Annotated in this window: 12 protein-coding genes; 1 reads left to right on the plus strand and 11 read right to left on the minus strand. The window is 47.6% G+C overall.

What is annotated here, in order from left to right; translation table 11 throughout:
• Window positions 1–17 precede the first annotated feature (17 nt).
• The 3 genes from B4E62_RS04010 to B4E62_RS04020 are packed head-to-tail and all read right to left on the minus strand — an operon-like array spanning window position 18 to window position 2,962.
• A complete protein-coding gene (locus B4E62_RS04010) occupies window positions 18–689 on the minus strand; it encodes an iron-containing redox enzyme family protein (RefSeq protein WP_310072843.1) in 672 nt (223 codons plus the stop codon).
• Window positions 676–2,217, minus strand: a complete 1,542-nt coding sequence (locus B4E62_RS04015) for an AMP-binding protein (RefSeq protein ID WP_331351152.1) — start codon at window positions 2,215–2,217, stop codon at window positions 676–678. The genes B4E62_RS04010 and B4E62_RS04015 overlap by 14 nt, the downstream gene beginning before the upstream one ends.
• Window positions 2,207–2,962 (minus strand): thermostable hemolysin, encoded by a 756-nt coding sequence (locus B4E62_RS04020; RefSeq protein WP_331351153.1) that lies wholly within the window; start codon window positions 2,960–2,962, stop codon window positions 2,207–2,209. Before B4E62_RS04020 ends, B4E62_RS04015 begins: the two co-directional genes overlap by 11 nt.
• 176 nt (window positions 2,963–3,138) lie before the next feature.
• Between B4E62_RS04020 and B4E62_RS04025 the strand changes: the two genes are divergently transcribed.
• A complete protein-coding gene (locus B4E62_RS04025; protein WP_331351154.1) occupies window positions 3,139–4,323 on the plus strand; it encodes a TMEM43 family protein in 1,185 nt (394 codons plus the stop codon).
• Between the two features lie 117 nt (window positions 4,324–4,440).
• Here the strand turns inward: B4E62_RS04025 and B4E62_RS04030 are convergent, their stop codons facing one another.
• The 8 genes from B4E62_RS04030 to B4E62_RS04065 all read right to left on the minus strand — a co-directional run bounded on the left by B4E62_RS04030 (window position 4,441) and on the right by B4E62_RS04065 (window position 13,386).
• On the minus strand, window positions 4,441–5,034 hold the full coding sequence (locus B4E62_RS04030; RefSeq protein WP_310072850.1) for a porin family protein: 594 nt from the start codon (window positions 5,032–5,034) through the stop codon (window positions 4,441–4,443).
• A gap of 130 nt (window positions 5,035–5,164) precedes the next feature.
• Window positions 5,165–6,754 (minus strand): ABC-F family ATPase, encoded by a 1,590-nt coding sequence (locus B4E62_RS04035; RefSeq protein WP_331351155.1) that lies wholly within the window; start codon window positions 6,752–6,754, stop codon window positions 5,165–5,167.
• A gap of 176 nt (window positions 6,755–6,930) precedes the next feature.
• Window positions 6,931–7,356, minus strand: coding sequence for a phosphate ABC transporter substrate-binding protein (locus B4E62_RS04040; RefSeq protein WP_310072853.1), 426 nt, complete (start codon window positions 7,354–7,356; stop codon window positions 6,931–6,933).
• Between the two features lie 14 nt (window positions 7,357–7,370).
• Window positions 7,371–8,534, minus strand: coding sequence for a DNA topoisomerase IV (locus B4E62_RS04045; protein WP_310072854.1), 1,164 nt, complete (start codon window positions 8,532–8,534; stop codon window positions 7,371–7,373).
• 141 nt (window positions 8,535–8,675) lie between these two features.
• Complete coding sequence (locus B4E62_RS04050; RefSeq protein WP_331351156.1) at window positions 8,676–9,623, minus strand: tetratricopeptide repeat protein; 948 nt, start codon at window positions 9,621–9,623, stop codon at window positions 8,676–8,678.
• A 385-nt stretch (window positions 9,624–10,008) separates the two neighbouring features.
• Window positions 10,009–10,434: a phosphate ABC transporter substrate-binding protein gene (locus B4E62_RS04055; protein ID WP_331351157.1), complete on the minus strand. Its 426-nt coding sequence runs from the start codon at window positions 10,432–10,434 to the stop codon at window positions 10,009–10,011.
• A 12-nt stretch (window positions 10,435–10,446) separates the two neighbouring features.
• Entirely contained in the window at window positions 10,447–11,643 is a 1,197-nt protein-coding gene (locus tag B4E62_RS04060) for a DNA topoisomerase IV (protein WP_331351158.1), read from the minus strand.
• 132 nt (window positions 11,644–11,775) lie between these two features.
• Entirely contained in the window at window positions 11,776–13,386 is a 1,611-nt protein-coding gene (locus B4E62_RS04065; protein WP_331351159.1) for a methyl-accepting chemotaxis protein, read from the minus strand.
• Window positions 13,387–13,483: the final 97 nt, after the last annotated feature.

Below are 13,483 nucleotides of genomic sequence, written 5' to 3' on the forward strand. Positions count from 1 at the left end.
TACGAGTGGCGTTTTCATCATGCTGCTTGTGCAATGGTTTGCTGCTCAATCGACCGGAAAATATTGCCGTAGAGAGTGAAAAACATTTTTGCAGCATGAACTATATCCTCCTGATCTTTTTGCTCAGTCAGGCCGTTCATTAATTTCTCAAAAAACACCATGTGCTCCAAATCCAGGCTGCCGTGTGAACGCAAATAGGAGAAAGCTTTGTTCGGCAAACCTAAATGCTTCTGGATAATATCGGCTGCCTGACTTGCCAAATTAATGCTGGTACCTTCAAGCACAAACACCATGCCAAAAAAGGCCATAGGGTTGTTGCGCATTACGGTGTCGTAAGCGTAAGCGACCATCAATTCCGTCGCTGCATTGGGGCGGCCATTGCGCACGGCTTCTTTGTCGGCATCACAGGCAGCGATATCATTTAAGATCCACTCCTGATGACCCAACTCTTCTTCAATATATTCCGCAATGGCTTCGCGATAATGTTCTTTTTCTGATGGCAAACGGCTACCTACTGCCATCAATAACGGAACTGTATGTTTTACATGGTGATAAGCCTGGGTTAGAAATTCGCGGTATTCATCCAGGCTAAATTGGCCAAGGCCAATGCAACGTTGAATAATCGGAGCGCTTAACAAATAATTGCGCTCAGCTTGTGTTTCGTTTTGCAAGCGTTCAAAAAATGTCATAAACAACTCCTGAGGGTTGTTGTGAAGAGGATGGCTGAGTAGTGGTGTCGGAATAAATTGCCGCAATCGCATTCAGGTACTGGCCAAGAATGGCTGCACGGCGCAAACGGCCATTGTCGGTAAGCAATTGGTTGGCTGGTGTAAAGGGGTCAGCGGCGACAATAAATTTTTGCACGCGCGCGTAATCCGGCAAGTGTTGATTAATGCGGCGGATATCTTGCGCAATTTGCTCAGCAATAATTTCTACGGAGGCGGGCACGATTATCGCGCTGCAAAAAGGTTGTGAATCACCAATCACCATTACCTGTGCGATTGACCTGCACAGCGACAATTCCGCTTCGATCCATTCGGGAGAGATATTGCGCCCGAAACTGCTGATCAACAGATTTTTTTGGCGTCCGGTGATAAAAACAAATCCTTCGCCATCGATGTAACCCAAGTCCCCTGTGTCCAGCCATTCGTCTTGCGTCTGCGCAGCTTGACCGAGATAGCCGTTAAACACATTGCCACGCACTTTAATTACACCATTATCAATTTTTATATCGACATGATTCAGCGCTTTACCCACGCTGCCAATCTTGTCTGCAACGGGCGAATTCAAACTCACCACCGACGCGCATTCTGACAAACCATAACCTTCATACACAGGGATTTTCACTGCGCGCGCTTGTTCAATTAGTACTGCCGGTGTGCGCGCACCGCCTACTGCAATAAACCACAGCGATGCAGGTAAACCAAAACCCTGTGCACTCGCGGCAACAAAACCCTGCAAAATTTGCGGCAACACAATCAGACTATTTGGCTGGTATTGATGCAGCGTTTGTAAAAGAGTTGGCAAGGATAATTGCGAGCTGCCGGTCAAACCCAGTGCAGCACCGGGCAAGACGACAACGCGTTTGCCGAGATAAAGTGGAACATAAACGCCTGCGACATTTTCCAGCAATGTACTTAAGGGTAATAAATTTAGATGGGTGTTTAGGTCGCCGGTGTTTATTCCGGAGTAGATTCTTTCAGCCAGAGCCAGCGTGACGTTTTCCAGTGCGGAGGTGGATAAACACACACCCTTGGGCGTTCCCGTTGTGCCTGAAGTAAAAGTGATTTTGGCAACCGACGTAATTGCCGCCGTGGTATCAGTTACATTTAGTTGATCGAGATAAATTGACGCAAGCGGTGAATTTTTTCGTTCGCTGATGTCGGTTATTTGCTCTATATCGCCACACACTAACAGGCAAGGTAATTGCGCTTGTGCAATCACATGTTGCAATTGTGTGCGAGAAAAAAAGCGTGGCAGCGGCACTAAGGTTATGCCGGCTTTCCAAGCAGCGAGGTCGGCAACAACCCACTCGATGGAATTCTCGCCCCATAAACCGGAGCGACCAATATTCTGTGTGCTCAACCAGGTTGCCAACTCATCAATCTGCGCAGCGAGTTGTGCATAAGTGAGCTGAGTTGTCTGGCCCGTTAGCGCAATTTTTTCTGGTGTGCTACTAGCGTGCTGGTAAATAGCGGCAAGAATTTTATTCATCATTCAGCTCCGTAGAATGTGCAGTGTCCAGCGCTGTTAATTGGTTGGCCGCACGCAGTTGCGCACAGATTTTTTCAATCGGACGGCTGATAGCGGCAACGGTTGCGCGATACATTGGGTTTTTGCGTGCGGCGGCCATCGCCGGGCGGTTATCACCAAACATGACTTGTGGATTATTGGTGTAATAGCTGCCCCAGCTGGCGCCACCATCGGGCAATCTCGCGGGGTCAGCTTCGGCCAGCACGATGGGTGAATAACGCAAGCGTGCGAGCAGCGCTTTGACTTCGCGAGTGCCCGTAAACATCACATAGTTATAACCCAGGCGCTCCATCACTTCACCAATCACTATAAACAGTAATAAGCTGCTGCCTTTCCAGGTGGACACTAAATTGCCGACTTCAATAATTTGATCGCGTGCGACTTGCATGCTGAGTTTTTCGCTAATTACCTGTTCAACCGGCGCATTCAAATATTGTTCAGCAAACACCTTGCCGTTACCGGCGGACGCCAAGCCCACGGCCGCTGAATATTCACCGCCGCAGCGCAGGCTGATAAGGTTGGGCAGAAAATGAGTAACCTCGGCGTGATGCACGCCGGTAAAACGGTCGTGAATATAAGCTTCAACCACTGCACGTTCAGGTGAGCTGGGAGTATGCAACCCAAAACGGGGAATGCGGATCTGCGGCAGGCGCGGCATATGCCAGCTAGCTATGGAGGCTTCAGGTAGGGTAGCGGACAGATCTTTCATACTGCATCCTCGGATTTGGGATTTCTTAGGATGTAGATTAGGGAAAGAAACTTAAGGGAAAATTAAGCCAGGGAAATTACGCCAGAAAAGAAAAATAATTGCCTGAAGCCAATCAAGCTGTTAACAATACGCAGCCGTTAACCAGTCTTAATAATAACGAAAGCAAGGAGAACATCATGGGCGATAGATTTACCGAAATAACTCACACATCCTGGTTTAGCCGAATTGGATCATCAATTAAAGGGTTGCTATTCGGCATCCTGTTTATTGTTATTGGTGTATGCCTGCTGTTCTGGAATGAAGGGCGTGCAGTCAAAACTCACAAAGCACTGGTGGAGTCGCAGGGTCTGGTTGTTTCCATTAATGCGCAGGAGGCAGCGCCGCAGATGAATGGCAAGTTGGTGCATCTAACCGGTGAAGCCACTAGCACACAAACACTCAGCGACAATCTCTTGCCTGTGAGTGTGCAAGCATTGAAATTGCAGCGAAAAGTGGAAACCTATCAGTGGGAAGAAACATCGCACAGCGAAGAGAAAAAAAATATGGGTGGCGATACGGAAACCATCACCACTTATAGCTATGAAAAAGTGTGGTCCGAAAAATACATCGACTCATCCGCTTTTAAAAAACCTACCGGCCACCAAAACCCGGAAAAATGGCGTTACCAATCTGAGCTTTGGACAGCTGATCAGATTAGTATTGGCCAATACCAATTATCGGAAACCCATAAAAATAAGATCAATAATTTTCAAACCCTGGTAATCCCACGCAACATTGAATTACCAAAAGGTGTGGCGCAAAACAGCGATGGCTTTTATTACGGGAAGGATGAGCGGCAACCCAAGATTGGCGACCAACAAATCTCATTTAGTTATATTCCCGCACAAACCTATAGTGTGATCGGCGATCTCGCGGGGACAACGCTCACGGAACATATCGCTAGTAATGGACGTTCAATTGCCTTATTGCAAGCGGGCATGCATACCGCAGATGCCATGTTTGAAAAAGCCAAAAGCGACAATGCAACTTTGACCTGGATGATTAGATTGGCAGGCAGCCTATTGCTGATAATTGCATTCAATATGATTTTCAAACCCTTATCGGTACTGGCAGATATTGCTCCGCTATTTGGCAATATCGTTGCGATAGGCACAGGCATTGTCAGTTTTTTATTGGGAATTATTTCGGCGTTAACTACGATCAGTATTGCGTGGATTTTTTATCGCCCGCTCGTGGGGCTCGTGCTTTTAGTTGTTGCAGCCGGATTGGTTTATTTGCTGAAACACAAATCAAATCAAGTAGCGAAACAATCACTGCGTCAACACTCCATCGACGAACCCATACGCGCTGCGGGAAATTGATATATCAATAGCGGCAACGCTTAGGATTATAAGCGCCAAAAAAATCCCGCATTTATTTCCATAAATGCGGGATTTTTCTGACTGAAAATCATCCATTCAGTTTTCTACGTGCACAGATTAGAACGTGAACTGCAAACTCACACTGGCATAGTCAACATCCATATCAATATCATCTGGCTGCAGAACGTTGATTTCATCACGTGAGATTTCGAAATTAAAACGCTCATACTCAACACGCAAATCCAAATGTTCGGCTAGACGAAACTTGGTGCCGACCCCCCAGAATGTCTCATCACCATCTGAATCGCTACTGGTAATGAATTCGGATGTATCGATATTCGTGTCTGCATCCCACCACATTTGCCCGCCTTTCGCATAGATTGAAAAGCTTTGCGAAATCGGCAACTCAAGAATCAAATCTAGCGTTTTACCTTTGATATCAATATCAAACGCTTCATTACCGGATTCGTCAAAATCGATGTAGGCTGCTTCAATACCAATAAATTCGTTTATTTTAAAAACGGCGAAGGCTTTTTTCGCCGCTTCCTCTTCATCAAAATCGCCATCTTTCAACTTGGTCAAACCGTAACCGCCACCAATGGAAAACTCGGGACTATATTGCCAGCCATTGCCTGACGCCCTGTCTTCTTGCGCAACAGCAGCGGTTGACAATGCACTGACACATAAAATGGCTAATAAATTTTTGTTCATAGTGATAACTCCATTAATTTAAAAGACGTCATCACAATATAAAAAACTATTTTTTTCGTCTGTACGTTAACGCACTCAAAAAAAAGCCCGCATGTTGCGGGCTTTAATCGAACCATTGCGCGAGCAAATATTACATAGTGTAAATGCCCTGACTGCGCAAATAATCTTCATAGTTACCGTGGAAATCGATCAAGCCTGTCGGCTGCATATCAATAATTCTGGTGGCCAGTGACGAAACAAATTCGCGGTCATGGCTGACGAAAATCAACGTGCCGGGATAATTTTCCAGCGCGAGGTTTAAGGCCTCAATCGATTCCATATCCAAGTGGTTGGTGGGTTCATCCATCAACAATACGTTGGGGTTTATCAGGCTGAGTTTGCCAAACAACATGCGGCCTTTTTCACCGCCGGATAATACTTTTACATTTTTCTTTACTTCATCGTTGGAAAAAAGCATGCGACCCAAGGCACTGCGCACTAATTGCTCGTCGCCTTTGGTCCACTGTTTCATCCAATCAAACACAATTGCATTATCGGCAAAATCAGCAGCATGATCTTGCGCGAAATAACCTATTTCCGCCTGCTCCGCCCATTTCACTGTGCCCGCGTCAGGTTGTAAGTCGCCATACAAACAGCGCAGTAATGTGGTTTTACCGGCGCCGTTCGGGCCGATAATCGCGATACGCTCACCCGCTTCTACCTGCATATTTAAATCAGTGAATAGTGGACGGTCGTAACCCTTGCTGACACCATCCAAGGTTACCGCTTGACGGTGCAATTTTTTGTTTTGGTTGAAGCGAATGTAGGGGCTTACGCGGCTCGATGGCTTGATGTCATCCAACTGGATTTTATCAATTTGTTTTGCGCGCGAGGTGGCCTGCTTGGCTTTGGAGGCGTTAGCAGAGAAGCGGCTTACGAAAGTTTGCAGCTCGGCAATTTGCGCTTTCTTTTTCGCATTTTCGTTTAATAATTTTTCGCGCGCTTGCTCTGACGCCATCATATAGTCGTCGTAATTGCCCGGGTAAACGCGCAGCTCGCCGTAATCCAGGTCCGCCATGTGGGTGCACACGGAATTCAAAAAGTGGCGGTCATGCGAGATGATAATGATGGTGCTGTTGCGCTGGGTGAGCATGCCTTCCAACCAGCGAATGGTGTTGATATCGAGGTTGTTGGTTGGTTCGTCGAGCAGTAATACATCGGGATCAGCGAACAATGCTTGCGCGAGTAACACACGCAATTTCCAACCTGGAGCAACGGCGCTCATAGGGCCAAAATGTTGTTCGATGGGAATATCCAGACCGAGTAATAATTCGCCCGCACGGGATTCGGCGGTGTAGCCATCCATTTCCGCAAACGCCACTTCCAATTCAGCAACGCGCATGCCGTCGTCTTCGCTCATATCCGGCAAGGCATAAATGCGGTCGCGCTCAGCCTTCACCGCCCAGAGTTCGGTATGGCCCATGATCACGGTATCGACTACGGAAAACTCTTCGTAGGCGAATTGATCCTGCTTCAATTTACCCAAACGAACGTTGGGTTCGAGCATCACCTGGCCGGCAGAGGGTTCGAGATCGCCACCGAGGATTTTCATAAAGGTGGATTTACCGCAGCCGTTAGCGCCGATCAACCCATAGCGGTTGCTGTTGTTGAATTTGACCGAAACGTTTTCAAAAAGCGGTTTTGCACCAAATTGCATGGTGATGTTGGCGGTGGAGATCACGGGTATTTTCTCTGCGACTGTGCGACTAAAAAGGGATAGATTAAAGAGCAATAAGGATAAGTGGGTAAAAAAGGCGCGCATTTTAGCCTAATTACATCAGCTTAAGGGATTTTTGTGACGGATAAAAAATGCCCGCACGCGGCGGGCATTATGTACAACGGGTTTACCAGTAAAGATTAAGGCAGCTTGAAGACCACTTTCACGCTGGCATCAACCGCACTGGCGTCCACGTACCCGATCATATTGGGGTTAGCAGCAACCAGTGCTTTTACTGCGGCATCGTCACCCGCGTCTTTGGGTGGCGTACCCTTGCCGGTGAAGACTAACTGCGACCAGTAAGCTTTGTACTGGCTAGCGTTTTTCTTGCATACAGCTTCATTGAATTTATCGCGCGCCGCCGAGCCTTCATTTTGATTCACCGGCACAGCTTGGCCACCCGAGGGGAAGCTTTTGCTTTTGCCAAGGAACAAGCGTGATACATCATCTTCAGTTAGGGAATCAAAACCTGCTGATGGGTGCACAATAACGGCGACTTCGGCAAAGCAGAAGCTGGATAAGCTAAGTACAAGGCTGGCTGCCAATGATTTGAATACAGTTTTCATAGTAGCAACTCTCCTTAAAACACGGCTTGTAAGGCAACAGACAACACTTTCTGCTCGCCTCTTACATCATCAACATCATCGAGCTGCAACTTGAGCGCAGTACCTGAGGCAACATCCCAGCGGGTACCAAGACTGATAACGTCACGCTCAACATTGCGCGCAGCGGCGATGGCATCGAGAGTGCCAATCAACTGTGCTGTTTGGGCACTGGCGGGTATACCAGCCGAAAGCGCGGCAATTTCATCATCCGCTTTGGAGCCAGTCACATGGAACAGGAAATCCCCAAAGCGCAGGCCAACCATTACGTAGTCGCGCACGTTTTTAGCCAACATGGTTTCCTTGACTTCAAACTCTACGTGCTCTGCTGCCGCAACAAACATACCCGTGTCGATATTAAGACCTATCTGTGCAAAGGTGCCCTGATCGTCATCGATAGTGATGCGGGGTGCCAGATAGGCGAAATTTGTATCAGCCTCCAGTTGCGCTACAAAACCATCCAATGTCGGGCTAAATACGTCCACGGTCAGATCCGACTGGTGATAAGCGGCACGGAAGTTCCACCAATCTTTGCCAAAAGTAACAGCAACACCCATTTGGTTGCGCAGGCTGGCGTTGCCCTGGGTACCATCTTCAAAACTGAAATCGGAATCAAAGCTGCCGAAATAGGCCTGGAAGCTGGTATCGAAACTCCCCAGGGCTGCCGTCAGGTAATAGTCGATGCCATCAACACTATTAAACGGCAAGTAGTACACCTCGTTGGGTGCACTAATCCAGGGATAGGAATAGCCTACATCCAGGAAGTCTGAATACATGTACAACGGGGTGCGCAGACGGCCAGCGCGCACCTTGCCGTTGTCAGATGCCTGCCAGGTGAGGTAAGCCCATTCGGCATCCACCTGGTAGTCATTTTCACTGCGTGCGAGCAACTGGGCAGTTGCGGTAATTCGCTCACTCACCTTGCCCGTCACCTGCAAACCCAACAGGTTGCGATCAAAGGTTAAATCCTCTTCGCTATAACCATCGTAGCTAACGCTGGTTTCATCATCGACCATGCCACCACCAACCGACAAAAAGCCGGAGATGCCCACATCGGACGCTTGCGCAAGAGGCGCAAACATCACGCTCGCCATGGCAAGCGCGATGCCATGTTTTTTGTGTATTTTGTTAATTAAACTCATCAATAACCTCTCCTAAAGTTAGCCACAATTTTCCACAACACATTTCAAACAACATCAATCAGCCAATCGAAAATAAACCGCTTTCAGGATTCGCTTATGAATTTTTATGCGATGGTTTTTTATCGAACCTTCACTTCACTCTCACTGCTTTATAGTTGCACGCATTTCATCGAGCATTTTTTTTGCTTTGGCATTACCTTGGGCGACCGCTTTTTGTAGCCAGTCTTCTGCTACAGCGGAGTCTTTTTTTGCGCCTTTGCCAGTGAAATACATGTAACCAACAATTAATTGGGCCTCGTCATAACCCTGGTTAGCCGCCTTTAGATACCACTCGAATGCCGCTGAAATATTTTTATCAACACCCATGCCCTGGTCATACATGTAACCCAACATGTATTGCGCGTTGCGATTGCCCGTTTGGGCGACTTCATTAAACAGGGAAAAAGAGAGGGGATAATTCTGCGCTAATATCTGGCCATTCAGATAAAAATACGCAAGGGTGTATTTAGCATCGAGGTGACCTGCATCCGCTGCCTTGCGATACCATCCTAACGCGGCATCAATGTCCTGTTGAACACCATCACCTTTGTACAAAATATTGGCGAGTTCATATTGCGCATCGAGATTGCCATTAGCGGCGGCAGCCTGAAACCATTCAACAGCTTTGGTGATGTCTTTTTCGTGCAGCTTGCCCTGGTAGTACACGAGCGCCAATTCATATTGCGCTGCGAATGAGCCCTGTTCAGCCGCTTTGTTCAACCACTCGATGGCAGCGTCTGTATCCTGCTCAACGCCTTCACCCGCAAGGTACATCTTGCCAATCTGGTAACTCGAATCGATGTAGCCCTGGCTGGCAGATTTTTTAAACCAGGCCATTGCCCGACCGGCATCCTTGGGCATCCCCAAACCGTCCTTTTGCATAAGCCCCAGATAGTATCTCGCCTCCGCATTTCCCACCGATGCCAACTGGCGGAACTCTGCCAGCGCGATATCGTATTTTTGTTTCTTAAACGCTTTAATGCCGTCAGTTAAGGTGGCGGAGGCTGCCATGCTAAATACACAACCAACGAAGATCAGAAACCATTTCATGTTCAAACATCCAGAGTGCTGTAGTGGTTTTATAGGGTGCAACTGCGTGCAACCTCTTATCCAAGTTACAAATAGTTTCCACGCAAACTCAGCCACAGCGAGGTTCATAGCGCGGCGATGAGGGCATGGGGGATTGAAGTTATTATTAAAATGGGGAAAAGCGCAGGCGTTAACTATTTGACCGACTTAGATATAGTCTTGTCGCATATATCATATTTTCATATGCAATCTAAATTGTCGCACAACTGGTTCTCGCATGCATATTTCAGTGCCAAAAATGTGTTTGGGTATACATTTTAGACGACTAACAAGGCCCCGCTTGATACGGGGTCTTGTTAACCAGTGGTGAATATCATCGTTATCAACCGGCTTCACCAGCCCACAGTCAAGGTATTTTGAATACCACCTTTACAGTCGCATCTACCGCTCCGGCATCGACATAGCCAATCATATTGGGATTGGCGGCGATCAAGGTTTTCACTGCGGCATCATCACCAGCATCTTTGGGTGGAGTGCCTTTACCGGTAAACACCAGTTGCGACCAATAGGCCTTGTACTGGCTGGCATTTTTCTTACAAATAGCTTCGTTGAATTTATCGCGCGCGGCTGAACCTTCATTTTGGTTGACCGGTACCGCCTGCGCACCAGCGGGGAAGCTTTTACTTTTACCGAGAAATAAGCGCGCGACATCGTCTTCAGTGAGCGAATCAAAACCGGCCGACGGATGCACAATTACTGCTACTTCAGCCCAGGCAAAACTGGCAATACCGAGTGTTAAGGTTGCTGCCAGCGAACGAATACTTTTTTTCATGATGGCATCCCCCTAAAACACGGTTTGCAAGGCGACAGAGAAAACCTTTTGATCACCTGCCGTTTTGTTATCAACGTCATCGACCTGAAACTTGAGAGCGGTACTGGATGCAACATCCCAACGAACCCCGAGTGATAGCACATCGCGTTCGGTGACTTGTGATTGCGCGATTGCCTGCAATGTCCCAATCACCACATTCGTGTTACCAAACACCGGAATCGTCTGATTTGCGGGAATGCCGGCTTCAGGGTGGGTCGCTTCGTCTTTCGCCTGCGAGCCGGTCACATGAACCAGCCAGCTTCCTGCACGCACACCCGCCATCACATATTGGCGAATATTTTTGGAGAACACCGCATCGCCCGGATCAAATTCCACATATTCTGCCGCGGCAACAAATCGCCCTGTATCAATATTGAGCCCAAATTCAGTGAAGACAGCATCATCCTCTTCCACTAACAAACGCGCTGCATTGTCGGGATAGCCAAGTGCAGTCAAGGTCGTTGCAAATCCTCCCATGGTAGTTGTGGGGCTAATGGGAATACCGCTCACATCAACAGTTAATTCCGCTTGGTGATAGGCCGCACGCAAGGTCCACCAATCTTTACCCAAGGTGCCCGCCACCCCCATTTGATTGCGCGTTTTGGCTTCAGAAGGTGCACCACCCAATGTCAGCTCATCATCAAAACTACCGAAGTAAGCCTGGAAGCTGGTATCAAATATTCCCAAGGTTTGGGTCACATAAAAATCAACGCCATCCACATTATTAAAGGGTAAGTAATAAACTTCACGCGGCGGAGTAATCCAGGAATAGGCATAACCCACATCAAGAAAATCAGAGTACATATAAAATGGAGTGCGCAACCGACCTGCACGCACCTTGATGGAATCAGATGCCTGCCACGTCAAATATGCCCATTCTGCGTTCACTTCATAATCTGTTTCACTGCGCGCAATCAGCTGTGCAGTCGCGGTTATTTTTTCACTGACTTGCCCGGTCACCTGCAAGCCTAAAAGGTTTTTATCAAACGTTAGATCCTCTTCATCGTAACCACCATAACCGGGGCTGTCTTCGTCATCGATCATGCCGCCGCCAACCGATAAAAATCCCGATAAGTTAAGATCGCCCGCCTGTGTTAACGGCGCCGCCATACAAAGTGCAATGATCAAAGCAAGACTGTGTTTTTTGCGTATTGAATTCATTTTTTTCATGTGCGTGTCACTCCTAATGTTTAGCACTGCCTGTGCTTGAACTCCCTGAATACATAGTTAACGCTGCCATGCGGCGCTAAAACGACTGAAAAATTAAACGCAACGATTAAATACGACGATTAACCAAAGAAACTAAACACGGAATTGGCTGGCGACTTTGCGCAGCTCCTGACTGATGTGACCAATATCGTGGCTGATTTCATTCAGCTCATTGGTGCTACTGGTAACCAATTGTGTGCTGTTATAAATTCCGTTCACGTGTTCAGACACATGCGAAAATGTCACCGTTTGCTCGTGTGTGGCCGCAGCGATACGCTCATTAATACTGCTGATGGTTTCCACATTATTCAAAATAGAATTGAGCACTTCGCCCGATGCGACCGTTGCTTCAACCCCGCGATTTGCACGCTCAACACTGCCCTGCATGGCAGTCACTGCACTCGCTGATACTGAGCGCAACTCGCTAATCACTTTATGAATTTCTTCTGTGGCTTGGCGAGTGCGCACCGCAAGGCCGCGCACCTCATCAGCGACTACTGCAAAACCACGCCCATGCTCCCCCGCGCGCGCTGCTTCAATCGCTGCATTGAGTGCAAGCAAATTGGTTTGCTCTGCAACATTTTGAATGGTGTTAAGCAATTGCCCCACATCGGATGAAAATTCTTCAAAGCGATTCACTACACCCGCCGCACTGCGCACCTCTTCTGCCAGAGTGCTGATAGTGGATACATTGGCTGCGAGAGTTTCTTTTCCACGTGCGGCAGCACTGCTGGCATCCTGCGCCTGGTGCGATGCATTACCTGCAAACTCGGCAATCTCACTCACCATTTTCATCAGGTCTTCAATCGACGTGCGCATACTGGAAATTGCAGTGGCTTGTTCATTAATGCGGCCTAAATTTTGACTGCTGGAGTTCGTTAAACGCGCTGCTACTTTGGTGAGACCACCCACATCCTGGCTGACATTGGCAAAAGACCCATGTAATTTTTCAACAAACGCATTGAAATATTTCACCAGATAACGAATTTCATCGTGCCCTGGGTAATGAATTCGCTTGGTTAAATCGCCCGCACCTGAGGCCATTTCTTTTAACGATTCAGTCACTTCATTAATACTGGAGGTAATTGAGCGGCTGATAATCGAACTCACCACTAACAGCGCCACTACCGAACAAATTGAAATAATTAAAATAATACGCGCTGCACTTTTGGAAGAATCCACCGTTTCACTAATTGATTCGTTAAACCGCTTAGCGGTTTCGGTTTTCATGCTGGATAAAGATTTTCGCAACGCTTTTAATTTATCGGCATTGGCTGCCGCCTCTGCGCCGATTTGATTAAGATCCACAGTGCCCGCAATAAAACTTTTGGCGATGCGTATTGCCGTGGTGTACCAATCTTGCAACTGTGCATCTATATCTTTTACTTGCACTGAAAGATCAGCGCTGAGGCTGGATAATTTTTCCAGATTTTTGCGGATTTCCTGATAATGTTTATCGGCATCAGCCAGTACTTGTTCATCTCCCGTGGTTACCGAACTGTTAATTTGCTGCTCCATCAGCAAGAGCGAACCTAAATTGATCGTGGTTAATTCCAGGGTTGGATAAATACGCTGCTCAACATCTGCCAATCGTCCGCTGTTAGCGCGTTCAACCCACATGGAATAACCCTGGCTAATCACAAATCCCAAGAGCGCAATGGTTACCAGCAGCATTAATTTTTTAGCGATGGTCAAGCGGAGCATTAGCCTTGCCTCAATAAACGCAGTGTTTTAATAGTCATTTTGGTATAGCAGTCGCTCATAGAATGCGCAAACGCGATAAGGAATTTAGCGCCTTAAA

Origin of the sequence: Cellvibrio sp. UBA7671, from assembly GCA_002483145.1 — a bacterium.
GTDB classification, from domain to species: Bacteria; Pseudomonadota; Gammaproteobacteria; order Pseudomonadales; family Cellvibrionaceae; genus Cellvibrio; species Cellvibrio fibrivorans.

Excerpts from the sequence above, each read along its gene's own strand:
- B4E62_RS04025 (WP_331351154.1), top strand. The coding sequence starts at position 3,139 with ATGGGCGATAGATTTACCGAAATAACTCACACATCCTGGTTTAGCCGA.
- B4E62_RS04010 (WP_310072843.1), bottom strand. The coding sequence starts at position 689 with ATGACATTTTTTGAACGCTTGCAAAACGAAACACAAGCTGAGCGCAAT.
- B4E62_RS04055 (WP_331351157.1), bottom strand. The coding sequence starts at position 10,434 with ATGAAAAAAAGTATTCGTTCGCTGGCAGCAACCTTAACACTCGGTATT.
- B4E62_RS04040 (WP_310072853.1), bottom strand. The coding sequence starts at position 7,356 with ATGAAAACTGTATTCAAATCATTGGCAGCCAGCCTTGTACTTAGCTTA.
- B4E62_RS04050 (WP_331351156.1), bottom strand. The coding sequence starts at position 9,623 with ATGAAATGGTTTCTGATCTTCGTTGGTTGTGTATTTAGCATGGCAGCC.
- B4E62_RS04045 (WP_310072854.1), bottom strand. The coding sequence starts at position 8,534 with ATGAGTTTAATTAACAAAATACACAAAAAACATGGCATCGCGCTTGCC.
- B4E62_RS04015 (WP_331351152.1), bottom strand. The coding sequence starts at position 2,217 with ATGATGAATAAAATTCTTGCCGCTATTTACCAGCACGCTAGTAGCACA.
- B4E62_RS04065 (WP_331351159.1), bottom strand. The coding sequence starts at position 13,386 with ATGCTCCGCTTGACCATCGCTAAAAAATTAATGCTGCTGGTAACCATT.
- B4E62_RS04030 (WP_310072850.1), bottom strand. The coding sequence starts at position 5,034 with ATGAACAAAAATTTATTAGCCATTTTATGTGTCAGTGCATTGTCAACC.
- B4E62_RS04060 (WP_331351158.1), bottom strand. The coding sequence starts at position 11,643 with ATGAAAAAAATGAATTCAATACGCAAAAAACACAGTCTTGCTTTGATC.
- B4E62_RS04020 (WP_331351153.1), bottom strand. The coding sequence starts at position 2,962 with ATGAAAGATCTGTCCGCTACCCTACCTGAAGCCTCCATAGCTAGCTGG.